The following is a 20,554-nucleotide window of genomic DNA, read 5'->3' as shown; positions in this document are numbered from 1 at the left end:
TCTTAGTGGCTCAGCAGATAGCCAATACTTAAAGCGAAGAAATTATTAGATTTACACATGGTTTTGCACATTTAAAAAATCCAATTAAAAACAATCCCTTCTGTGCGTATCTAAACAGTAAGGGATTATTATTCTAATGACCCAGATAAGTATTTCTTCTTTCTTTATCTGCAGAGTCCTAATTAAACTAAACGGGATTAAGCGTATAAATTTAATTAGTTTTGCCATTCTATTTTGTATGATAAGTAAAAAAGTTTCTATGTACGAGTTAAGTTCAATAAGGATTTACAATGTTGAAAAATTGCAAAACAAAAAATCGATTCCCAAACGTAAAGGAATCGATTTTTTGTTTTGCTGGTTTCTCTAACGTCTATTTGGTGAACTAAGATGAGGGATTTCCTTCAAATATTTTCCTCTCATTAGTATATTGAATCTTATTTCCATGGTATTAATAAACATTGTCAATTTGGGCAAAAGTGTATCCAGAGCCAACTATTACAAAGTAAGTCTGTCCATTATCACTTTTTAATATCTCATCTTGTTTGTTTATCATATTAATATTACGAGTATCATTCATTTCTTTTTGATACTCACTATTAGTACGTTCAAGACCTTTAGATACAATATTGATTAGCACGTCTCTACTGCTATCAATGTTGCTGTTTATCCAGCTATATCCTAACTGGTTTATCCAATCAGCTTGTTGTTCATATGTCTGTAGCGTATGTCCCAGCATCTGAACTTGTATCCATACTATACATTATATTGCTCTTCAGCCGTTTCTAATTCAATAATTTCTTTACCAATTTCTAAAGCTCGTTTAATGATACTCTAATAATAGTTTCCCGTTTATTTCACCATTCTCCAATTTAATCAGTGATTCAGAAGCTTCCGAAATTGGTGTTTTATAAACTGTTGGCAAGTCTAATTGTTTTTGATAAATTAATTGAATCGCCCATTCCAGATATTTATTTACTCTTTTCGTATATTGAGAAGTATACATTCCGAAGTTAAATCCCGTGATACTTAAATTTTTCAACCAAAGTGTATCAGGATTTATATCAGCCAGTTCTTCCTGCGAAGCATTTCCTACAATTGCTAAAGAACCATAAGGATTAAGGCGGTCTAAATTAAGCTTCCGCTGTTTACCACCAATTGGATCAACTACGATATCAAAAAGCTCGTTAGAAGAGTTTAAAAACTCTTCTTGAAGATATACATGATCAAATCCTAATTGCTCTGCTTTTACTTTTTTGCTTTCAGTGCTGACAACCCCGACTACTTTCTGGGCTCCTAACAATTTAGCAATCTGTCCAACCTGTGAACCAAGTCCGCCAGTAGCACCATAGACTAAAAGACTTCCTCCAACATGAATGGGTGTGATTTCTTTCAATAATACTAATGCAGTCGCTGTATTAGTCAGTGTTCCAGCAGCAATTCCAAGGTCTAATTCATCCGGAACCTTTACTACATAATCTTCCCCAACGCTGACTAATTCCGCAAATCCCTTTAACCCATTGATGGTTAATGCCGCAACCCGGTCACCTTTCTTAAACTTCTCCACGTTTTTCCCGACATTTTTAACAGTTCCGGAAACTTCTAGTCCAGGTATAAACGGAAGCTTCCGTTGCCCAAATCCTCGTGAAAAAAGAATATCTACTAATCCAACTCCCGAGTATTGTACTTGAATAACTACCTCATTATCCTTTGGTGCTGGATTCTCTATCTCTGTATATTGCATGGTTTCAGGTCCATTATAATCATTTACTAATAGAGCTTTCATCATTTTTTTCCACCCTTCTTATTGTTCATGTTTAATTTACCTGCTTAGTTTCTATCAATTAAAGAAAGTTTTCTCCATCTTTTTTCATTAATTCCATTCTTTCATTCTGCAAAAGATCACCTCTTTCCAAATCGTTAATGAAGATGGGTGTGAACACAAATAAAGTATAGAATCTATGTTATGATAGTACAAGTAGGCACATTTTAAGCCGGTAGGCACAAAAAGGTAACTATGGGAGTGAGATGAATGAAGCAATTATTAGATAATTGTTCTTTTGGCTGTTCAGTAGAAGTTGCGATGGATGCAATAGGCGGCAGATGGAAAGGTGCCATTCTTTTTCATTTAGCAAACGGGAAAGTACAGCGTTTCGGTGAACTAAAAAAGCTGATTCCTGGAATCAATCAACGCATGTTAACCACCCAGTTACGGGAATTGGAGAACTGTGGTATTGTCAAACGCACCGTTTATCCAGTTGTACCTCCTCATGTTGAATATGAATTGACGGATTTCGGAAGCAGCTTAAAACCTATCCTGTTTCAATTACGGGAATGGGGCGATAAATACATTGATCATCGGGTAGCTATGCTGGAAGAAGAACAAATAAACGAAAATAACTAAATCCAACTGTTTATTTCAGCCGGATTTAGTTTAGACTATTAATCTAATATAGTATTAGCGAATACTTCTTTAAAGTTGTAATTATTATACCTATCAAGGTATAAGCTTACGTTTTCTAAAGTCATCAAAAATATCTATAAACATTGCTTCCGTATCAATATATTCATGAAATCCAAACCGACGTGCTTTGGAACCGTCTGCGAACATATCGTAATCCCATGAGAATACGAAATCCCCAAAGCCCCAGGAGGATACATCTTTATAAGGAGTCTGTGCAAGTCCATATTTATTAATCATATCATTCCATACCGGCTCTTTATCCGCCATGATAATATCCAATGACATTGGAATTGGTGGTGCTTCCTCCAGTTCAAAATAATGGGCGATTTTTGGCCACATTTCATTCCAGCGGAATAGATCTCCGTTGTTGATATTAAATGCTTGATTCGCACATGCTTTATTTGTTGCTGCCCAGACAATCGCTTTTGCCAATAGCCCGGCATCGGTCATTTCTAACAATTTATCAAATGCTCCCGGCTTACCAGGAAATCGTAATGGGAGTCTAAGCTCTTTGGATATGGATGCATAAACAGCGATAACCATTGCCAAATTCATCGGGTTCCCTAAACCAAATCCACATACGACAGACGGACGAATTGCTGTCCAGGACCAGGCCTTTCCTGCTTGCTGTTTCTCCAGATAGTTTTGTTGATCAAGCATAAACTCTGGCGGCATAAATTGCGCATCCGTTTCCCTCGCAGGTGTTTTAAAAGGTCCAAGATGTCCCCCATAAACCTTGTATCCCTGCATAATACTGACATGTTCTAAATTTGTCGTAACTTCCTCTATCGTCTCTAATGTATTTTTCAACATAGCCAGATTAGGCGGTACCAGTTCAGCCCAAGTTGGCCGATCCTGATAAGCAGTATAGAAAATATGCGTTACGTTCGTAAGGCCACGAAGCTTATCCTGACTGTCATCTCGATCAAGCAAATCAACGCTGATATAGCGGACATGTCCCTTCTCTTCCCCGCCGCGTCTGGATAATCCTATAATTTCCCAATCTTTTAGCGATACCAAATGGTCAATAAGATTTTTGCCAATTACTCCATTTGCACCTACCACAAGTGCAACCTTATTTTGTTTACCCTGTTCGTTTTCGAATGATTCATGTGTCATTTTATTCTCTCCCTTTTCATTCATAAGTATGTCTTACTTGTATTTTATTAGCGCCTTAAAATACGCTGCGGACCAGTCCCCCATCTATTTTTAATGCAGAACCATTAATCGCAGAAGAAAGCGGACTGCTTAAAAAAGTAACCAAATGAGCTATTTCTTTAGGGCGAATCAGTCTTTGGATAATGGAAGTAGACCGGTTCTCCTGTATAAAGCGTTTTTCCATCTCTTCAATTGTCAAATCCTCATCAGCATAGAGTGTACGAAGCATGGTTTCTACCCCTTCCGTAAAAGTAGACCCTGGTGTAACGGTATTTACAGTAACTTTCGATCCTTTCGTTAATTCCGCTAAGCTTCGGGATAAAGAAAGCTGCATGGTTTTAACCGCGCTATAATGAGGCATTTCGGCAGCTGGAACTAAAGAAGCTTCACTTCCAATAAAGATGACTCTGCCTTCATTGCGTTGAATCATTTGCTTTAAGTACCAGCGTGTTAAACGGACACCACTCATCATATTTATTTCAAATTGCTTGTACCAATCTTCATCAGTTGTATCAAAATAATCAACTGGTTCAAAAATACCTAAATTATTAATCAGTATATCTATATGCGGATATTTTTCTATCACTTGTTCATTGCCTTCTTTCGTACCTAAATCAGCAGCAATAGAATCAACTAAATTTTCCGGATATTCCGAATGAATACCCGCTATTGTTTGTTTAATCTTTTCCTGATTGCGTCCATTAATAATAACTTTCGCTCCTTCTGCTGCTAAAGAAATGGCAATCGCCTTCCCTATTCCGGATGTTGAACCGGTAATCAATGCTGTTTTTCCTTTTAATTGTAACTGCATTAAAATTCCTCCATATTGATTATTTTCTTCTCATTTCTTCTTAAAACTACTTTTCACTCACCTCCTTTCATTCTTTCATTAATTAAGTCATTTCCGATACCTGACCTCTCTCTTTACGCTCTTTTATATTCGCATGATAAATCAACCGAAGCGCTATAAACATTAATAGAAGTGCCAGCAATCGTTGCCAGTCAAGTGGTACCAGCATGCCGCCGAACCAGCCGAAATGGTCAATCAGCATTCCCATTGACAACTGCCCAATAATTGCAGATAGATTTGTTGCGATAACACCAATTTTCGGAACAGCAAGTATTGTTAAAAATAAATAACCTACACCGAACCAAACAGCTGCCAGCTGCCATTTGGGTGCTTCTAAAAAGGATAAGAAATTTCCGGTTCCGAAAAATAAAACAACGATAAACAGCATCATTCCACCTGTAATAAAGGTTAGAAAAGCACTTTCTAATGTTCCTGCTTTACTGCTGAAAGAACCATTAACGGATGATTGTGCACTTAACAGGACACCGCCAATGAGTGAAGCAATTAAAATAAAAATCGACATTCTTAACCTCCTAGTAAATAAGAAATAATGAAGTAATCATAAGTATTGCAGCAATAATTTTTTCTGGTCTCACTTTTATTTTTGGACTGCCCAGCCAGCCTTTATGTTCGATAACCATACTCATAACCAATTGCCCGACAACCACACTGCTCATAGCCAGACCTACACCTATTAGCGGAATGCCAATAACTAGAATGGTCAAATATATAATTCCTAACAAGCCTCCTGTCAGTTGCCATTTCGGTGCTTTCACTGTGTAAGATAAGGAACCTTTTCCCCAAAAGAGTAAAGCAACGCCTAGAATAATCGTTCCAACAGCAAAGTTATAAAGACTGCTTTCTAATTTTCCAATCGATTCTCCAAGTACTGCATATATCGCTCCTTCCACGCTTAATGTGACTCCTGCTAATAGTGCCACAGCATAAAATAGAATCTTCAAAAAATTCAACTCCCACAAATATTTATTTTATATTTCGAGAAATAACGAAATAAAAGATAAAAAATAAAACATCTGACCTCGAAAAAAGAGCAGCATTTATACATTTCGAGAAATAACGAATTTACAGAGATAAAAAAAGATCTACAGATCTTTTTTTATAAGAGATACTATTTCCTCTATTTTTTCTTCGTTTCGACGATAGTAAGTCCATTGCCCATGGCGTTCAGATTCCAAAAGCCCTGCCTGCTGCATCATCTTTAAGTAATGCGACACAGTGGATGGTGACATTTGTGCTTTCTCCTGAATGTCACCCACACAGACGCCCCCTTTTTCACTGATATTTTTGGAAAGGTGTGCAGTCGACTTTTCAAAATGGTCCATGGGATCTTTTAACCATCGCAGCATATCGAGTCTTTTTTCATTTCCCAACACTTTAAAAATCTCACTTAAGTTATTCATAAATCCATGGTATTCGAATATTCTCGAAATGTCAAATGGATTGAGTGATACCTATAATAAATAATCCAAAATATCCTATCTAAAAAAGTTTTTTATTGCTTCCATACGTATTTGATGATCATAATCTTCACAAAAAAACTTTGTCTTTTTCTCCTTAACTAGTTTATATTTGGGAGTTTCTTCGTATACCTTGAATATCTTTTTACAATTATAACAAAGCGCCTCATAATGAAACATATTAGCCTCCTCATTGATAATGAATATAAGGTCGATTTCAACGTAAATATAAATAAAACTCTATGTTTACCATATCATATAATAAAAATTTTCACTTTATTTTTCCGCTAAAACAACTAAAAAACCCAACTGCAAATGGACAGCTGGGTTAGATAAATGAAATACTTTATTTTGATAAGGATAATCTTATTCGCTTATTGAGCTACAACAGAAGGAACTTTTCCTCGTATAACTGGTAACAGCGATATCAGACCAAAAATCCCCATTTTCGCCCCACCCATAATGGAAAAGCAAGTCCGTAGTCTGCGTCAATTGCTACTCCGCTTACAGCTGAACCAATCATAATTCCCACATTAATAATGGAGGTATGAACAGTGGCAACGAGCATGCCGGCTCATCAAACTCTTGTAACAAGTGTTACAAGCGCAGGATTCATAGCTAAACCAACTGAGCCAATCACAATAAAGGCTAATCTTTTTGAAATAAAAATTGGGTTCATCTTTCTTTATATCAAAGCTTTATCTAACGAAGACAATGGTAGATAGCCGTTTTTATACATAAGACATTATTCGTTCTAACTATTTAATAAAATACTATTATTTAACCTCCCCATCCGTCATTGAAAGAGTACGAAGATTAGAAGAGCAGCAAATTATTGAGGGTTATCATGCGCAGGTCTCATTAAAAAAGTTAGATCGCCCCATTACTGCACTTGTATTGTTTAAATCAACAGATTGTAAAGCGTTATCGAACTTTTGTAATAACCATCCGGATGTACTTGAGTGCTATCGAGTTGCTGGAGAGGTAAGCTATATTGCCAAATTATCCACCCATTCAGCGGAAAGCTTAGAACAATTTATTGATGATACCATGCAATACGGAACGCCATCAACGAATATTGTACTGTCTTCCCATGAAAAGAAAGTAATTGATCCGTTTGATATGAAAGACTAAAAATGATCTATAATTATAATAAGTAAGGGGATTTGTATAACCCCCTCATCTATTTTTTTATCACTAGTTTATAGCTTCTTGGAACTAGACCAGCAGCAATAGCTAATCGATTCCAACCATTGATTTAATCAAAATGATAAAACAATTGTTAATAATATGATTATTTTGCCCAAGCGACTTTAATTGTAGATTGGATATATGCTCTTTGTTCTAAAACATCTAGTACTCGTGGATTTAATCTCTTTTCCACTAGTATAATAGTTAATCCAACGTTGTAAAACCGAATGGGACGAAATATTAAATTGTTTACATGTGCTTTCTAGGCTTCCCCTTTATACAGATAAAACTCGACAGCTTGTTGTTTTAACTCTGCGGACTAGGACTTCCAGTTTCTTGATTCTTTCAAGCCATCCACTCCATCAGCCTGATATTTACGAATCCAGCTTTTCAGTATCCGTTCATCTACTCCATATTTTTTAGCTGTTGTCCCTATCGATTTTCTCTTATTTAATACTTGCTGGACTATTTGAATTCGTTCATCTAACTCATGTTTAGTCAGCCTTTTAGACATACGAAATACTCCCTTCATAGATAGGAGAGAATTTTATTATTTCTCTGTCTACTATAAAGGGAGCATATCAGTTGTCGTTTATCATTTGAGATATTTTGGAATATTCTATTTAATTATCTCAATAGAAATACCTACTATTTGTTTATTCTTTCAAAAGCATCAGAATTAGTATTTGAAATAACATTAGAGCCTCTTTTGTATTCTCGTATCATTCTGTATTCGTAGACCTGCTCATAAGATGTGAATAATTATAAACATGCTGTTTATATTCTCTAAATGCTATGCCGGCAGTCTTTAATTATCTTCCACTTTTAAATGAAGCTTATTTGTTTGCTCAGTCTCCTCTCCCATCTCACGCATATCGATTTCCTCTTCATTGCTGGAGAGTATCTTGACATCCATCCCAAGACTTTGAAGCTCTTTAATGAGTACTTTAAATGACTCAGGAACTCCCGGCTCGGGTGCATTATCACCTTTTACAATAGCTTCATATGTCTTCACACGTCCAACGGTATCATCTGATTTAACCGTTAAGATTTCCTGAAGGGTGTATGCCGCACCGTAAGCTTCTAATGCCCAAACCTCCATCTCACCAAAACGCTGTCCGCCAAACTGCGCCTTACCGCCGAGCGGCTGCTGTGTTACGAGCGAGTATGGTCCGGTTGAACGGGCGTGCAGCTTATCGTCAACCATGTGTGCAAGTTTAATCATATACATGACACCAACGGATATACGGTTGTCAAAAGCTTCTCCTGTGCGACCATCATAAAGGATCGTTTTTGCATCTCTTGGCATTCCTGCTTCTTCAAGAGTTTCCCAAACGTCTTCCTCGGTTGCTCCGTCAAATACCGGACTTGCTACATGCAGTCCAAGCTGTCTGGCAGCCATTCCTAAATGCAGCTCAAACACCTGCCCGATGTTCATACGGGATGGCACCCCTAATGGGTTCAGCATGATGTCGATTGGTGTACCGTCCGGCAGGAATGGCATATCCTCTTCCGGTAAAATTTTGGAGATAACCCCTTTGTTACCGTGACGACCTGCCATTTTATCTCCTTCGTGAATTTTACGTTTTTGAACGATATAAACACGAACAAGCTGATTCACACCTGGTGGTAACTCATCGCCATTTTCACGATTAAAGATTTTCACATCTAAGACGATTCCGTCTCCGCCGTGAGGAACACGTAAGGAAGTATCTCTTACTTCACGTGCTTTTTCGCCAAAGATTGCATGTAATAAGCGTTCTTCCGCTGAAAGCTCCGTCATTCCTTTTGGTGTTACTTTTCCGACAAGAATATCACTGTCTGTTACTTCTGCACCGATACGGATAATTCCCTGTTCATCAAGGTTTTTCAGGGCATCTTCCCCAACGTTCGGAATATCTCTGGTAATTTCTTCCGGTCCAAGCTTGGTATCACGGGACTCTGATTCAAATTCTTCAATATGAATCGACGTATAGACATCATCTTTTACAAGGCGTTCACTCATAATAATCGCATCCTCGTAGTTATACCCTTCCCAAGTCATAAAGCCTACAAGAACATTTTGACCCAAAGCTAGTTCTCCGCTTTCCATCGAAGGACCATCCGCAAGAACCTCTCCTTTTGTTACACGATCTCCTTCTGCAACAATCGGGCGCTGGTTATAGCAGGTTCCCTGGTTGGAACGCTTATACTTCTGTAATCCGTAACGATCTGTGTCGCCTTTAACTTCTTTTCCCTCCACATTGGAAATACGACGTACAATGACGGTCTTCGCATCCACACGTTCTACCACTCCATCATGGCGACAGATAACAGCCGCACCAGAGTCTTTCCCATTCACATATTCCATACCTGTTCCAACAATCGGGGCTTTGGGATTCATCAAAGGAACGGCCTGCCTTTGCATATTCGCACCCATCAATGCACGGTTAGAATCGTCATTTTCCAGAAATGGGATACATGCAGTCGCTGCTGAAACAACTTGTTTAGGAGAAACGTCCATATAATCGATCTGTTCTCGTGCAACAATCGTGTTTACCCCGCCAAATCGGGCAATGACTTCATCGTTTTGGAAGGTTTTCTCATCCGTTAAGGGTGCGTTCGCCTGTGCAATCACATAATTATCTTCCTCATCAGCAGTCAGATAATCAATGTGTTCAGTTACCTTGCCAGTTTCATGATCAATTCTGCGATAGGGTGTTTCAATAAATCCAAATTTATTGACTATCGCATAACTGGAAAGCGAGTTGATCAAACCGATATTTGGTCCTTCGGGAGTCTCAATTGGACACATACGCCCATAGTGGGAGTAGTGAACATCACGTACTTCAAACCCTGCACGCTCACGAGTTAATCCACCTGGTCCAAGTGCAGAAAGACGGCGTTTATTTGTCAGTTCTGCCAACGGATTCGTCTGGTCCATAAACGTAGACAGCTGTGAGCTTCCAAAGAACTCCTTGAGGGAAGCAATCACAGGACGAATATTGATTAATTGCTGTGGTATTACGCTGGAAGTATCCTGTATAGACATTCTCTCACGCACAACACGCTCCATACGGGACAACCCGATACGGAACTGGTTTTGCAATAATTCTCCAACAGAACGGATTCTGCGGTTTCCAAGATGATCGATATCATCTCTGTCCCCTACTTGATGAAGCAGATTAAAGAAATAACCGATAGAAGCTAAAATATCAGCCGGTGTGATATTTTTGATTTCTTTTGTTACTTCCCCGTTACCAATAACAGTTAGCTCGCTCTCTCCATTTGGATCTGTCGGGTCAAGAATTTTTACAGATTGTACGGTGATTTCCTCTTCTAAAACCCCGTCATGTGGTGTCATTGTTTTATCTCCAAAGCGGTTTTCTTTACGCTCAAGATAAGGAAGAATTTTATTTAATAATTTTCGTTCCAGCCGGTCGCCTTTATTCGCAAGCACTTCTCCGGATTCCGAATCTACAACTGGCACTGCAAGTACTTGGTTGAATAAACGATTTTTTATATGGAGCTTTTTATTCATTTTATAACGGCCCACATGCGCTAAATCATAGCGTTTTGGGTCAAAGAAGCGAGATACTAACAGACTCTTCGCATTATCTACTGTCGGCGGTTCACCAGGACGTAGGCGTTCATAGATTTCTAAAAGAGCTTTCTCGGCATTCTCTGTGTTGTCTTTTTCTAACGTATTACGTAAATATTCGTTCTCGCCCAACAAATCAACAATCTCTTGATCTGTTCCAAATCCTAAAGCCCTTAACAAAACCGTGATTGGTAATTTACGAGTACGGTCAATACGGACATAAACAACATTTTTTGCATCCATTTCAAACTCTAACCAAGCTCCACGGTTTGGAATGACCGTTGTTGTAATACCGCGTTTCCCGTTTTTATCAATTTTTTCGTTGTAATAAACACTTGGTGAACGCACAAGCTGTGATACAATAACCCGCTCTGCTCCATTAATAATAAATGTTCCCGTATCTGTCATTAACGGGAAGTCACCCATAAATACTTCCTGTTCCTTTACTTCTCCGGTTTCATTATTGATTAAACGAACCTTCACGCGGAGGGGAGCATTGTATGTCACGTCTCTTTCCTTTGCTTCGTCTACAGGATATTTCGGATCACCCAGACTATAATCCACAAACTCAAGTGATAGATTTCCCGTAAAGTTTTCAATCGGAGAGATGTCCTGAAACATCTCTCTCAAACCTTCTTGTAAGAACCATTCATAAGATGCGGTTTGGATCTCGATTAAGTTAGGTAATTCTAACACTTCATTAATACGTGCATAGCTTCTGCGTTGGCGGTGCCGTCCATACTGAACTAGTTGACCTGTCAACTGCTTCACCCCTTAAATCAAATATTTTTACAGATATCCCTGTTCCATGTGGAATTAGTATTAAAAACTGGATTATCGCCAACTGCTAACGACAGCTTAAATTATATAATGCTAAAATTTTTCAGCATATTGCTGAAAAGCTAATTTCGTTTACAGTTTTCAATTCTTATGTCCCTTCTTTCCTCATTACAATTTTTCGATATACCCTTCTGTTCCATGTATCTAAATTGGCTGCCCGTCTTTTAAATACATTTAGTTGCCTTTTTTACCTCAACTACTGTCAGTAGACCGTATCCATGTGCAATCACTGCTCCATAAGTCATCAGTCTGCCAATCTTGGTGATCCATCCTTTGATGATTCAAAAAATGGTGTCCAGCTCGGAGCTGTAAAAGAAGTGATGAATATTTCTCTCCTCTCCTTTTTATTCATTCAGCACTAAACTAACTCATTCACCTGTTTAGCTGACTATTCCTATTTCTGCAATATCCTTTCCTTTGTACTAACGTACTAAACCCTCAAAAAAAACTTTTTAAAAAGTGTTGACTAAACAAGATCAGCTGTTATATAATTAAAATAGGATACTTATGCATAATCCCCTCCTTTTTTAAAGTGCATCTATACAAATCTACCATATTTCTTAATTACAATCAACGCATTTATACAATCTTATTGTATAATTTTTTTATTTGAACTATAGAAACGCAGCTAATTTTTTGCCATTTGTTCATGCTCTTCTGTTCCGGGTACCATGACAAACTCGGCAATTTCGATTGGGTACGTCGCCATGCGTTCCAACACAAGTTCTTTTATTAATGTCCATGTCTTGCCACCTGTTACATAATGATTGATCAACACCAAACGTCTCTTTTACATGATCCATCCGTTTATTCATTATGAGTTTTAAATCACTTCCTTCCTCTACAGGTAATTTGACACCTTCTGTACGTTGCTTTGGTAACTGATGCAATTCAGCTAACACTTTTGCTGGAGATTCATGAAATTGTTCAAGGACTTCTTTCTTATTATCCCCCCAAACATAATCTCTGGATTTCTGTCGTTGACTTTCCACAGGTGCCCCGTTAAGTGCTTTGTAAGCAATCAAGTCCTTTTCATATATTTGCCAATTAGGTATCTCAAAGGATACAAACTCACGAATTAATGACGCAGAGCCGATAATTTGAGATTCATATTCTCATCTTATTGGCTCTTTCTGTTATGTATAGATTTTATGATTTGTCTGTAATGCTTCCATAAGTGCTAACTATTTATCAGTGAAGCTATCCATGAGTTTTTCTACCTGTAGACATCTGGTTCTTTTTTCCAGATCATTAGTGGGTAAGGAAAACTCGTCATCAGACACTTGAAGCAATGATACAAGGTCATAAAGCACCTAAATGAGTGTTGCCCAAAGATGACATCCACACCAATAAGGCCAGCGGCGATTCCAATTTAAGGGTGGTTATATTTTTGACTGGTAATCAACATTGAAATTTAACATACCTTTTTAAATAATGTATTGACTCTTACGTTGACGTAAGGGTGTATAGTAATTACGACAAATAGTGTGGAGGTTCACGATGTACAGTATTGGAGAAGTAGCAAAAGAAATGAACATAACCGTTCGGACACTCAGATATTACGATGAGATCAATCTGTTGAAACCCTCTTATACCGCAGAATCGGGTTACCGTTTCTACTCAAACGAAAATATCATTACATTACAGCGGATTATTGCCCTGAAGGAACTTGGCTTTCCATTAAACGAAATTAAAACCATTCTGGATCAAAAAAATTGGGAAAACGTTTTTGAAGAACAGTTGGCGCTCATCGCGAAGGAAAAAGAAAGGCTCCGTGATTTAGAAAAGACGATGCGAATGTCTTATCATTTATCTCAGATTGAGCAGGAGCTAAGCTGGAGAAATATTTTTCAATTTGTCAGACAGACGGAAGAAGAACGCTACAACAATCATTTATTTTTGGAACAGTATTTTGATGAACGCGAGCTGAACATCTTGAAAAACCCTGGTTTGGATTTGGGTGAAAGAGAGTCCAAAGAGTTGGTTGCGTTGTTGAAGACGGCCAAGGAGCAAAAGAGCGAAGAGCCTGAATCACCCAAGTCACAGGATTTGGCTAATAAACTCGTATATTTTCTTGAAAATACTTTTTATGGTGATTCCGCACTTATTGAAAAGTATTGGTTGCTTCAAAAGCAACCGCCAAAGGAAGGAAATTTGTTCATGCTGGATGATGATGTTATTCAATACATTGAAAGTATCATGGATCATTATGAAGCAAAGTGGGGGGAAATCGGAAAGGGTCGAGCGGATCATCGGGAATGAATGGAACGAAATGAGAGATTTTAAGAGGTATTGCAGAGTTGTTTTAAAGCAAGGAGGAACGAATAATGAAGAAAAGAATTTACTTTTTGGATCATCTTCGAATTTTTACGATTACGATGGTCATTGTTTATCATGTGACACTTCTTTACACTAACGCGTTTGAATATGTCCAAAATCCAGTACGACCCACTATTTATGACTATGACGTTTCTGATAAGTGGACCTATGCTAAATTCGATCATGTTTTTTATTGCGGGATATTTTGTTATAGGTTCGTATAAGAAAAAGGGAAGTTCGCAGTTTGCAAAAGATAGACTTATTAAGTTGGGGATTCCCTATCTTTTTGGACTTGTCATTTTAGCTCCGCTGGCACAGTATATTGCGAACCGGTCTTGGGGAAGTAATGCTGGCTTGATAGAATTTTGGTTTACAGACTTCTTTCATCCGGAAAACATTGATCTGCATCATTTTATTTACAGGTTACAGTATTGGAATGTTCAAGCGGTGGGTTCTGACCACCACGTACCAAGTCGGGTATACATACTGTTTCTGGTCCTCACATTTGTCTTGTACTATGGTATGGGGTTCTTCTATGAGCCTCAAGTGTTTATCAGCTTTTATATTCTTTACTTTTCTCCAGTGATGCTCCCTGTCTATGCAGCGTATTTTGCGTTGGGGATATATGCTTCCATGAAGATGTGGTTTACGGATGAGCATACGGTTCGGATTTTTCCTTGGGTCATTGCCTATGCAGCCAACTTCCTTCTTTATGGGGGAACAATGGTGATCAAAGATATTAACCCGATTGAGTGTACGGGAAATGATCCATTTCTGGCATTTGCCACCAATGGAATGACATTTGCTGGAGTAATGCTGCTGATTGCTTTGTTTAAAAGATTTTTCAACAAACGGTCTGACGGTATGCTGAGATTATCAGCGAATAGTTATAACACATATATTGTGCATTATCTTATTGTATATGTGGTTGTCTATTTAATGAGTGCTATCAATATACCAACCATCGGAAAGTATATCTTTCAGGTTATCCTATGCGTTTTCCTTTCATGGATCATAGCTACTTTTTTAAAAGAACGTACGTCTTTGCGATCTTGGATTTAAGAGATTGCTTCGTTTGAATTGTTATGTGTACAACGGTTATCAGCAATAATGTTTCATTAAATCGGCTAGTAATTGAAGAAGCATTTAGTAATGATGAAGTTGAAAACAATGTACACGAAGAATTTAGCAAAAGGGCTTCACTAAGTTGCTACACTAATATTACCAAAAGAAAGATAATTAATATTATTGGATAAAATATGAACTATATGAAAAAAATGATGAGAGGCTGTTTGTGATATGAAGAATTTAAAAAAACAAACGAGCAATGGTGCTTCTTACTCGAGAGGATTAGCTCAAGGGTCTGTTTCAACGAAAGAGCGTCTGCTTGCGCCGGATTTAGCCCGCGGGTTTATGCTTTTGATCATTGCTCTTGCTCATGCGCCATTATTGCTCGATCGTCAAGACGGCGGTAGCGTTATTGATGAAGCTGTTAATTTTGTCAGTATCTTGTTCGTGGATAATCGAGGACTTCCATTGTTTGCTATATTGTTAGGTTATGGGTTAGCCATGATGGTTAATCGTCAGCTTAAGGCCGGAACGTTAGAAATAGAATCTAAACGATTATTGCGGCGTCGCGGGTTTTTCCTTTTATTATTTGGATTTGTTCATGCCGTTATTATCGGCGGGATTGATATTCTAGCTTTCTACGGTTTCTCCACTCTCCTTATCGGATGGATTTTATTTCGCCAGAATCGTGTACTTATTCGTGCTATTCTGTGTGTTTCCTTGTTTTTTCTTTTTCTGCTTCCTATTGTGTGGGTGGGTATGGCACATGCAATGGATGCTACTGGGGGAAGCCTGGAAACACAGGGACAATCAAATTCGGAATCATATATAGAAACCACACTCTTTAATTTAATCAGTTTCCCTTTCATGATTTTGAGTCAACTTTTCATGTACCCCATGCTCTTGCCGATACTAATCGGGGTATGGGCTGCACGTAATAACTTGCTGCTTGTTGGCAACCGAAAGCAATTAGTTCGAATAGCTATCATAGGTACTTTAATCTCAATCATTGGGGGACTTCCGCTTGCCCTTGATGGGACGCAGTTATGGAGTTCTTCCCCAACGATGAAAGGGTTGTTCATGGCTCTTCAAATGATTACGGGGCTCGCCGGTGGTATTGGGTACGCAGCCATATTTGGGCTGATTGGTTCTATTGTCAGTCGTACAGGTCTAATGGTTCGCTCATTGACTGCGTTAGGACAACGATCACTCACTTTTTATGTATTAATCGAAACTATGCTGGTCATTACTCTATCACCAGTTGCATTTGGACTGGGTCAGGTATTGCATAGTACAGAGGCAGTTATTATCGCTGTGTTTGTCTGGCTCATTAGTCTACTTTTGGCCATGATGATGGAGTATAAAGGAATGCGTGGTCCTGCAGATGCCTTGTTGCGTAGACTTATCTACCGAAATTAGCACCATTAGTTGTTTTACTGCAAAAGGGTGCTTTAACGGAATAATGTATCATTTATTGGGTGTGAAAATTGAATCAAAGTTCTATTCTCGAATAACTTCATCAACGGAAATAATGGTAATATCTTGAGGGGAGAAAGAGTATTATGTGTGGTTATTTTGGGATGTTTCCCAATCAACGTGCATCGTACTGACATTAAAAAGGTATGGCGATGGAGCTTTATCATTGGTGTTGCTTTTTTGATTGTTCAAGTTGTTCTGCGAACGTAGGTGGATGCGCAACTCAGGCTACAATATGGCACACATCATTGGTGTGTTGATTAGCGGACCGGATTTATGTTTTTTCTATATCATTTCCTGTTGCTTTTGCAAAGAGACATATGGCAGCGGATACTGCCCCCTTTAAAAACTCTAGGGCGTACGGCACTGACAAACTATTTATTACAAACAGTCGTTTGCACATTAAATTTTTATAGTTACGGTTTTGGTATGTATGGGAAGTTAGGTCCTGCACTCGGAGTCGTTCTGGCCTTCATCATTTTTGGTATACAAACCATCGCCAGCAACCTATGGTTAAAATATTTTAAATTCGGTCCTATGGAATGGATTTGGCGCTCATTTACGTATTTTGCAAAAACACCCGAAAAAGAGGATTAAAAAACCAGCCGGTGGGCAGTGATATATGGGTCGCTCTTTTTCCTACTTGTTCTCAGGTTAATCCTTGTTTTGTACGTGCTTCTTTTGTTGCCAGTCCAAACGCTCTAAAATCATATTTATCCATCATAAACTACCTTTATACATTTTATTGCTCCTTACGTGTTTTATACAACAAAAAATACTGTCAGACGAAAATAAAAAACCTTATCTGGCAGCACCCTTTTTCATGCGTGAAAGTATACCCCATTTCCAAGACGACGGTTTAATAACCGTCGTCTTTATTTTTGTACAGAATCTATAGATAATGGTGTACTAATCTTTATCTTTTACTGATTTGACGGCTTTTAGGAGGTAGTCGTCATGCAATATATTGTTGTTCAGAAATCTTATCTTTTTGAAATCTTATCAAAAAAGATTGTTTACCTACCATTGGATAAAAATACTCTTCAATGTGGTTTTTAAGACATATGGAACAAACCAGCAAAACACATAGACAGATTGAGCCATCTGCTTATGTGTTTTTTTGTTTGCTGAAAACATTTTTTTACCAAAATTGCAACAAACAGCCCTTCCGAATTGGGACTTAGTACAAAGGAAGACAAAAGAGCTACGCTCACTTCCTTTCATACCACGAAAGGAGGTGAAAAAAATGAAGCCATCTTCTTTTCAAACAACGATAGAAAATCAGTTTGATTATATCTGTAAGCGTGCGATGAAAGATGGACGTAAAAATTATTTCAAACATCTATTGACAATTTCAAAACAAGAAATTTCCTTTTCTGATATAGGAGATTATCTTGTGAATCAGTTTTCTACCGTCGATCACTATGCCACCAATTTGCAAGTGTTCACAAAGTAATCATAATAAGAGAGTTTTTAGTAAGCTTTGCTAGTTTGAAGATTTTTAAGGTATGAAAGATCGGATCAAAAATACAGGAATAAGTAGTGGTCACATTTAAGACTTTGTAATTTAAATAGTCGAATGACTCAACATCGTAAGTTAAGCTAACTGCTACTTAACGAGCCTATCTTTATTTTGATTGGTAGCCTCATTACTCTTTCGAATATCAAATTTAATTTAAAATCATACTTCCTTCTTTAATATAGTTTTACAATAATATACTGGAAACCACGGTCTCTGTGAGTTTTCCTCTCAGTAAAAAGTTTCTTCTACTATCGTAAGTCATGATTCGAACTATCGATGTTTCAACGCATGAATCACTGCTTGGGTGTAATCTTGAACCTCCATTTTACCGAATATACTTGTAATATGCGTTTTGACAGTTTTTCAGTTATATGAAGCTCCACAGTTATTTCCTTGTTACTTTGCCATACGTGATATGCTTCAAGATGATACGTTCTCTGGGTGTTAAATTATGGTAAGTAGAGAGATGCTCATCCCATTGCAGTTTCCTATGAGTCAGGAGGACCTTAAAAAATATTCGGATACAAAACAACAGTCTTTAGAGGATAGTATGCTGAATACATGCTAACATCTTCACATCTAAATTTTATTTTATACAAAATTATGAATGATTACTATACATTTCATTCTATTGACTGAAGCTCGATTTTTTGCTGTTTAAAACGACTAAGAATCAACCAGCAAAGTGCATATACACAGCCAATAATCATTGTTCTGATTATACTTAGGTTCACCCACAAGTCGGCACGTTCTTTTAATTCTTTTGAAAAAGGAGCTGCTGGTTCAGTGATTGAAAATACATTTAGTTCCGGAATAAAATAAAGGAAAGTTGGAACCCGCAGTAATAAATAAAGCCCAACAATAAGTAAGACTAGGTTTCTTACTTTTTTATATTGCCAACATAAAATTAAGAGTCCAACAATGAGTATCTGAACAATCATATGAAGTGATATCCAAAAATGTTCAACTGGCAGCGCATACGGTTCTTGAAGAATAGCAAAAGACTCTGGTGGGTTTGCACTCCATTGTGACGCAACGACAACTCCCTCATAAATCGCTCCACCTAGTTCCAAACCAAGAATTGAAATTAAACCAATGACCATCACATGAATTACTTTCTGTTTCATTTTCTTCTCCTCCTTAAATTGAACATACTTTAACCTATCAACGATAGTTTAACTACCATTGATAGGTTACCTGAATAATGTTATACTGTCAAGAGACAATTTAAATTTGTGCTACTAACGAAGGAGGAGCAATATGTCGAAAAATAACAGTTCTCATCATAAAATGCTGGATAAAATCCAAATCATGCAAGCTGCTTTGGATATACTTCAAGCAGAAGGCTATAAAAACATTACGATCAGAAAAATCTCTCAAAAATTAGGGATTAAGAGCGCCTCTCTTTATTGGCATTTCAAAAATAAAAATGAGCTATTAGAATTAATTGCTGATGAAATATGTAAAAAGGTTCAATTTCCAGAAGAAGAGTTAACCTGGGAAGAACAACTCATGCAGCTTGGGCACGAGTGGCGGAACACCCTCTTATCAATTACTGATTCGGCAGTAGTTCTGGCTGAAACCGCACCTACTACGCCATATCGTATACAATTCATTCAAAAGATCCATGACATTTTTAAAAAGGTAGGAATGAGTCACCAGGATGCTTTCTCTGCTTTATGGTTCTTCAATACCTATTTGATTTCATTTATTCTAGAGGAATACCGCTTTGCTGAAATTAAGAAAAATAATCAACAAGTTTCAACATCTGAAGGTTCTCCTCCTCTCCACCTTACCATTCCAAATATGGCTGAAGAATTTCAATTTGGGATGGAGGTCATGATCGCTGGATTTAAAGCAAAATCCGGCAACTAGTTGCCAGATTAAGTCGCCCTCTTATCATAAGTACGGCCATTTATATGTATAACCAGCCAACCCATGTTTCAGTTGGCTGGTTATTCATCTTGTCGAATTGCAATATGAATCTCTACTTCTCGAAACCTACTGTATAGGCTCTTTTTAGCTACCTTCGTCTTCCTCTAACATATCTACTGTAAAGATTTCATAGTTCGTATCATACCAAGGAGGCTTTTATTGTTCAATCCTCATTTTGCTTTATTACAGGAATGCTTTCTTATCTTTTAAAAAAAGATTGCTGTTTTTGCAAACAACATGTAGTGCTACTATGATTTCCATACAACAATTAAGTATAGTTAAGAGAAATAAAATGAACGAAGATACATAGAAGTTGAATTCCCTGTTGGACTTTGATTTATTGAAAAAGTTAGTGGTTGGAATCGGTGAAGTATCTGAAATCACTGGCATTCCAACACGTAAAATTCGATATTGGGAGGAAAAAGGAGCCATACAATCTGAAACCAATACGGAAGGTTCAACACGTAGATATAATTATTTAAATGTGAAGAAAATGCTTCTCATTCAAGAGATGATTGACGAAGGGTTTACATTGGATGCAGCGATTAAAAAGGCAGAAAAACGTATGGTTACTTTAAACGAGGCCTTTCGTAAATTGGCTGATACCGTACCAGACACAAAAGATAAAGATTAACAGAAATGGTTAGAGAGTCTGAATATGGAGTAAAAAATTCAA

Annotated in this window: 23 protein-coding genes and 2 pseudogenes; 10 read left to right on the top strand and 15 right to left on the bottom strand. The window is 37.6% G+C overall.

Going from position 1 to position 20,554, the window contains the following annotated elements; translation table 11 throughout:
* Nucleotides 1-448 precede the first annotated feature (448 nt).
* Nucleotides 449-736 (bottom strand): TraB/GumN family protein, encoded by a 288-nt coding sequence (locus BN986_RS14275; protein ID WP_052400811.1) that lies wholly within the window; start codon nucleotides 734-736, stop codon nucleotides 449-451.
* 84 nt (nucleotides 737-820) lie between these two features.
* Nucleotides 821-1,786: a quinone oxidoreductase family protein gene (locus BN986_RS14270; protein WP_040981266.1), complete on the bottom strand. Its 966-nt coding sequence runs from the start codon at nucleotides 1,784-1,786 to the stop codon at nucleotides 821-823.
* A 243-nt stretch (nucleotides 1,787-2,029) separates the two neighbouring features.
* On the opposite strand from BN986_RS14270, the gene BN986_RS14265 reads away from it, so the two are divergent.
* On the top strand, nucleotides 2,030-2,401 hold the full coding sequence (locus tag BN986_RS14265) for a winged helix-turn-helix transcriptional regulator (protein WP_040981264.1): 372 nt from the start codon (nucleotides 2,030-2,032) through the stop codon (nucleotides 2,399-2,401).
* 93 nt (nucleotides 2,402-2,494) lie between these two features.
* Here the strand turns inward: BN986_RS14265 and BN986_RS14260 are convergent, their stop codons facing one another.
* The 7 genes from BN986_RS14260 to BN986_RS27095 all read right to left on the bottom strand — a co-directional run bounded on the left by BN986_RS14260 (nucleotide 2,495) and on the right by BN986_RS27095 (nucleotide 6,515).
* On the bottom strand, nucleotides 2,495-3,580 hold the full coding sequence (locus BN986_RS14260; protein WP_040981262.1) for an SDR family oxidoreductase: 1,086 nt from the start codon (nucleotides 3,578-3,580) through the stop codon (nucleotides 2,495-2,497).
* Between the two features lie 55 nt (nucleotides 3,581-3,635).
* Entirely contained in the window at nucleotides 3,636-4,430 is a 795-nt protein-coding gene (locus BN986_RS14255; RefSeq protein WP_040981260.1) for an SDR family NAD(P)-dependent oxidoreductase, read from the bottom strand.
* An 82-nt stretch (nucleotides 4,431-4,512) separates the two neighbouring features.
* Complete coding sequence (locus tag BN986_RS14250; protein ID WP_040981258.1) at nucleotides 4,513-4,992, bottom strand: DMT family transporter; 480 nt, start codon at nucleotides 4,990-4,992, stop codon at nucleotides 4,513-4,515.
* 10 nt (nucleotides 4,993-5,002) lie between these two features.
* A complete protein-coding gene (locus tag BN986_RS14245; protein WP_040981256.1) occupies nucleotides 5,003-5,431 on the bottom strand; it encodes a DMT family transporter in 429 nt (142 codons plus the stop codon).
* Nucleotides 5,432-5,572: 141 nt separating this feature from the next.
* Complete coding sequence (locus BN986_RS14240) at nucleotides 5,573-5,890, bottom strand: ArsR/SmtB family transcription factor (protein ID WP_040981254.1); 318 nt, start codon at nucleotides 5,888-5,890, stop codon at nucleotides 5,573-5,575.
* Nucleotides 5,891-5,965: 75 nt separating this feature from the next.
* A complete protein-coding gene (locus BN986_RS27695) occupies nucleotides 5,966-6,127 on the bottom strand; it encodes a DUF2197 domain-containing protein (protein ID WP_074435682.1) in 162 nt (53 codons plus the stop codon).
* A 247-nt stretch (nucleotides 6,128-6,374) separates the two neighbouring features.
* Nucleotides 6,375-6,515, bottom strand: a complete 141-nt coding sequence (locus BN986_RS27095; protein WP_157037084.1) for a hypothetical protein — start codon at nucleotides 6,513-6,515, stop codon at nucleotides 6,375-6,377.
* Nucleotides 6,516-6,691: 176 nt separating this feature from the next.
* On the opposite strand from BN986_RS27095, the gene BN986_RS14235 reads away from it, so the two are divergent.
* Entirely contained in the window at nucleotides 6,692-7,081 is a 390-nt protein-coding gene (locus BN986_RS14235) for an Lrp/AsnC family transcriptional regulator (RefSeq protein WP_040981251.1), read from the top strand.
* 376 nt (nucleotides 7,082-7,457) lie between these two features.
* Here the strand turns inward: BN986_RS14235 and BN986_RS25780 are convergent, their stop codons facing one another.
* The 4 genes and pseudogenes from BN986_RS25780 to BN986_RS26255 all read right to left on the bottom strand — a co-directional run.
* Nucleotides 7,458-7,652: a helix-turn-helix domain-containing protein gene (locus BN986_RS25780; protein ID WP_052400810.1), complete on the bottom strand. Its 195-nt coding sequence runs from the start codon at nucleotides 7,650-7,652 to the stop codon at nucleotides 7,458-7,460.
* 294 nt (nucleotides 7,653-7,946) lie between these two features.
* The gene (rpoB, locus tag BN986_RS14225; RefSeq protein WP_040981249.1) at nucleotides 7,947-11,480 is read right to left on the bottom strand and encodes a DNA-directed RNA polymerase subunit beta; all 3,534 of its coding nucleotides are present in this window, start codon (nucleotides 11,478-11,480) and stop codon (nucleotides 7,947-7,949) included.
* Nucleotides 11,481-12,205: 725 nt separating this feature from the next.
* A complete protein-coding gene (locus BN986_RS14220; protein WP_211198901.1) occupies nucleotides 12,206-12,550 on the bottom strand; it encodes a protein kinase family protein in 345 nt (114 codons plus the stop codon).
* A gap of 192 nt (nucleotides 12,551-12,742) precedes the next feature.
* Nucleotides 12,743-12,871, bottom strand: a pseudogene (locus tag BN986_RS26255) (XRE family transcriptional regulator); the annotation flags it as partial.
* Nucleotides 12,872-13,058: 187 nt separating this feature from the next.
* Here BN986_RS26255 and BN986_RS14215 point away from each other — a divergent pair.
* The 6 genes and pseudogenes from BN986_RS14215 to BN986_RS14190 all read left to right on the top strand — a co-directional run.
* Nucleotides 13,059-13,820: a MerR family transcriptional regulator gene (locus BN986_RS14215; RefSeq protein WP_040981247.1), complete on the top strand. Its 762-nt coding sequence runs from the start codon at nucleotides 13,059-13,061 to the stop codon at nucleotides 13,818-13,820.
* Nucleotides 13,821-13,885: 65 nt separating this feature from the next.
* Nucleotides 13,886-14,101: a hypothetical protein gene (locus BN986_RS27385; RefSeq protein ID WP_040981245.1), complete on the top strand. Its 216-nt coding sequence runs from the start codon at nucleotides 13,886-13,888 to the stop codon at nucleotides 14,099-14,101.
* Nucleotides 14,016-14,939, top strand: a complete 924-nt coding sequence (locus BN986_RS14205; protein WP_211198900.1) for an acyltransferase family protein — start codon at nucleotides 14,016-14,018, stop codon at nucleotides 14,937-14,939. Before BN986_RS27385 ends, BN986_RS14205 begins: the two co-directional genes overlap by 86 nt.
* 237 nt (nucleotides 14,940-15,176) lie before the next feature.
* Nucleotides 15,177-16,364 carry a DUF418 domain-containing protein gene (locus BN986_RS14200; protein WP_052400808.1) on the top strand — a complete coding sequence of 396 codons (1,188 nt, stop codon included), beginning with the start codon at nucleotides 15,177-15,179 and terminating at the stop codon, nucleotides 16,362-16,364.
* A 333-nt stretch (nucleotides 16,365-16,697) separates the two neighbouring features.
* A complete protein-coding gene (locus tag BN986_RS14195; RefSeq protein ID WP_040981241.1) occupies nucleotides 16,698-17,018 on the top strand; it encodes a DUF418 domain-containing protein in 321 nt (106 codons plus the stop codon).
* 649 nt (nucleotides 17,019-17,667) lie between these two features.
* Nucleotides 17,668-17,871 (top strand): annotated as a pseudogene (locus tag BN986_RS14190) (sigma-70 family RNA polymerase sigma factor); the annotation flags it as partial.
* Nucleotides 17,872-18,213: 342 nt separating this feature from the next.
* Here the strand turns inward: BN986_RS14190 and BN986_RS28010 are convergent.
* On the bottom strand, nucleotides 18,214-18,279 hold the full coding sequence (locus tag BN986_RS28010) for a hypothetical protein (RefSeq protein WP_316244934.1): 66 nt from the start codon (nucleotides 18,277-18,279) through the stop codon (nucleotides 18,214-18,216).
* A gap of 287 nt (nucleotides 18,280-18,566) precedes the next feature.
* A complete protein-coding gene (locus BN986_RS14185; RefSeq protein ID WP_040981239.1) occupies nucleotides 18,567-19,070 on the bottom strand; it encodes a hypothetical protein in 504 nt (167 codons plus the stop codon).
* Nucleotides 19,071-19,203: 133 nt separating this feature from the next.
* Here BN986_RS14185 and BN986_RS25775 point away from each other — a divergent pair, with 133 nt between their 5' ends.
* Both BN986_RS25775 and BN986_RS14175 read left to right on the top strand, forming a co-directional pair.
* Nucleotides 19,204-19,818: a TetR/AcrR family transcriptional regulator C-terminal domain-containing protein gene (locus BN986_RS25775; RefSeq protein WP_052400807.1), complete on the top strand. Its 615-nt coding sequence runs from the start codon at nucleotides 19,204-19,206 to the stop codon at nucleotides 19,816-19,818.
* 400 nt (nucleotides 19,819-20,218) lie between these two features.
* On the top strand, nucleotides 20,219-20,512 hold the full coding sequence (locus tag BN986_RS14175; RefSeq protein WP_244445012.1) for a MerR family transcriptional regulator: 294 nt from the start codon (nucleotides 20,219-20,221) through the stop codon (nucleotides 20,510-20,512).
* Nucleotides 20,513-20,554 lie beyond the last annotated feature (42 nt).

It is taken from the genome of Oceanobacillus jeddahensis (genome assembly GCF_000750635.1).
GTDB classification, from domain to species: Bacteria; Bacillota; Bacilli; order Bacillales; family Amphibacillaceae; genus Oceanobacillus; species Oceanobacillus jeddahense.
This window is presented reverse-complemented; position numbering and strand designations above follow the sequence as displayed.

Coding starts and splice junctions, on each gene's coding strand:
- BN986_RS14260 (WP_040981262.1), bottom strand. CDS start 3,580: ATGACACATGAATCATTCGAAAACGAACAGGGTAAACAAAATAAGGTT.
- BN986_RS14200 (WP_052400808.1), top strand. CDS start 15,177: ATGAAGAATTTAAAAAAACAAACGAGCAATGGTGCTTCTTACTCGAGA.
- BN986_RS14255 (WP_040981260.1), bottom strand. CDS start 4,430: ATGCAGTTACAATTAAAAGGAAAAACAGCATTGATTACCGGTTCAACA.
- BN986_RS27385 (WP_040981245.1), top strand. CDS start 13,886: ATGAAGAAAAGAATTTACTTTTTGGATCATCTTCGAATTTTTACGATT.
- BN986_RS25775 (WP_052400807.1), top strand. CDS start 19,204: ATGTCGAAAAATAACAGTTCTCATCATAAAATGCTGGATAAAATCCAA.
- BN986_RS25780 (WP_052400810.1), bottom strand. CDS start 7,652: ATGTCTAAAAGGCTGACTAAACATGAGTTAGATGAACGAATTCAAATA.
- BN986_RS14205 (WP_211198900.1), top strand. CDS start 14,016: ATGACTATGACGTTTCTGATAAGTGGACCTATGCTAAATTCGATCATG.
- BN986_RS14240 (WP_040981254.1), bottom strand. CDS start 5,890: ATGAATAACTTAAGTGAGATTTTTAAAGTGTTGGGAAATGAAAAAAGA.
- BN986_RS14270 (WP_040981266.1), bottom strand. CDS start 1,786: ATGATGAAAGCTCTATTAGTAAATGATTATAATGGACCTGAAACCATG.
- BN986_RS27695 (WP_074435682.1), bottom strand. CDS start 6,127: ATGTTTCATTATGAGGCGCTTTGTTATAATTGTAAAAAGATATTCAAG.
- BN986_RS27095 (WP_157037084.1), bottom strand. CDS start 6,515: ATGCTCGTTGCCACTGTTCATACCTCCATTATTAATGTGGGAATTATG.
- BN986_RS14250 (WP_040981258.1), bottom strand. CDS start 4,992: ATGTCGATTTTTATTTTAATTGCTTCACTCATTGGCGGTGTCCTGTTA.
- BN986_RS14215 (WP_040981247.1), top strand. CDS start 13,059: ATGTACAGTATTGGAGAAGTAGCAAAAGAAATGAACATAACCGTTCGG.
- BN986_RS14275 (WP_052400811.1), bottom strand. CDS start 736: ATGCTGGGACATACGCTACAGACATATGAACAACAAGCTGATTGGATA.
- BN986_RS14185 (WP_040981239.1), bottom strand. CDS start 19,070: ATGAAACAGAAAGTAATTCATGTGATGGTCATTGGTTTAATTTCAATT.
- BN986_RS14195 (WP_040981241.1), top strand. CDS start 16,698: ATGTTTTTTCTATATCATTTCCTGTTGCTTTTGCAAAGAGACATATGG.
- BN986_RS14265 (WP_040981264.1), top strand. CDS start 2,030: ATGAAGCAATTATTAGATAATTGTTCTTTTGGCTGTTCAGTAGAAGTT.